The sequence below is a fragment of the Oleiphilus sp. HI0079 genome (assembly GCF_001635105.1).
Genome location: NZ_LWFT01001291.1, coordinates 1 through 1,334 on the forward strand (window position 1 = coordinate 1; position 1,334 = coordinate 1,334).

Genomic DNA, 1,334 nt, shown 5'->3' on the forward strand with positions numbered 1-1,334 from the left:
CGACTGAGATCAGCGGATGAATTTGTGTTATGTCCTGTAAGTAGAACATATGGATAAGTACATTTCCCATAGAAGGGATAGGTTCATCGGCGTTAAGATAGAGATTTTTACCGAGTAACAAGATTATGGCTAATAGGATTGATGCCCAGTAAGTAAAGTCTAGCCTGATGCTCCGTCTTAGGATGAAGTTCCCAAAATATTTTCGTGTGATTGTTGTTCTTCCGACTGTATGCGAAATTACGAAACCACTAATCACGAAAAAAATGGGTACACCCAAGTATCCGTAGGAAAAAAGGGTGGTTATGAAAGAAGGAAGAGCATTATCTAAAGCAGGTTTAAGGCTCCCGTAAAAATGGTACAGAACTACACCAAGAGCGGCCAAACCCCTAAAGCCATCTATGGTTGCGAATCTGTTCTGTTTTTTAGTCGGCATTAAAATTTAGATCTGCTATGTTTCGATGGATGCTCAATCAAGGAATAAACTTCACGATACTAGGGCCAATGAGTTTACTCAACCATATCGGAAGTCGCTTCCAACAGGCAATGAGTATCTTAAACTTCGGGTTTTCTGTACTTGCTTTGCTTGTTCCCTGGAGTTGGCCGCTCGATGAGTCTTCCCCTGGCTCATAACCATACCAGTAATGCTGAACCGGCTGTGCGCCCCACTGCTTTTTAAACTTGTATGTCGTTGCATTAATGCTTGAGCGGCCGAAATCAAAAACGACACATTTTTGCTCGCAGCTTAGTTTTAGTACTTCCCAATACAGCACCATATTAAGCCCAAAACGGTTGTAATCTCGAATGGTTGAGGCCCAAGGGATCTCCATTCGGTCGCCTGTTTTGATGAGAAACGCCGCCGATGCTGGTTTGCCTTGATGATAGATAAGTACCAGCCATGCTTGATTCGCGAGTGTGTTGAGTAGTTCTGAAAACAGGCGTTTGCTATAAACAGGCGTTCCTAAGTCACGCATGTTGCGTGCGAATACGGTGTAGTAATCATCAATGAGCTCTAGCCCACCGACTTTTGCACTGACGGCATCGGTGTAGCCTTTGCGTATTTGTGAGCGAAGCTTTGCCTTAAAGCTTGATAGTAAGGTGTCGCTGTTGTTGTCCGAGGGTAGCGGCAGCCACATGCTGGCCTTGTCTTGAGAGCAGTTCCAGCTATCTGGAATGGGGCGCTCATAAAGGCCGCGGACTTCTAGCCTTTTGATGCTCTCTTGTTTGGCTACTTGCTGTATGAACTCAAAAATGGATGCCTCAACCTTTTCGTTGTTACAAAGCGGGCCGCCATAGTTCACAAAGGCGATGCTGGTCCACAAATGTCCAAAGAGTCT

Annotated in this window: 2 protein-coding genes; both read right to left on the reverse strand. The window is 45.0% G+C overall.

The window, feature by feature from the left end:
• Positions 1-433, reverse strand: a 433-nt coding sequence (locus A3750_RS27395; protein ID WP_156498849.1) for an acyltransferase family protein, incomplete at its 3' end; no start/stop codon positions are given.
• A gap of 37 nt (positions 434-470) precedes the next feature.
• Positions 471-1,334, reverse strand: an 864-nt coding sequence (locus A3750_RS22520; protein ID WP_156498850.1) for a GNAT family N-acetyltransferase, incomplete at its 5' end; no start/stop codon positions are given.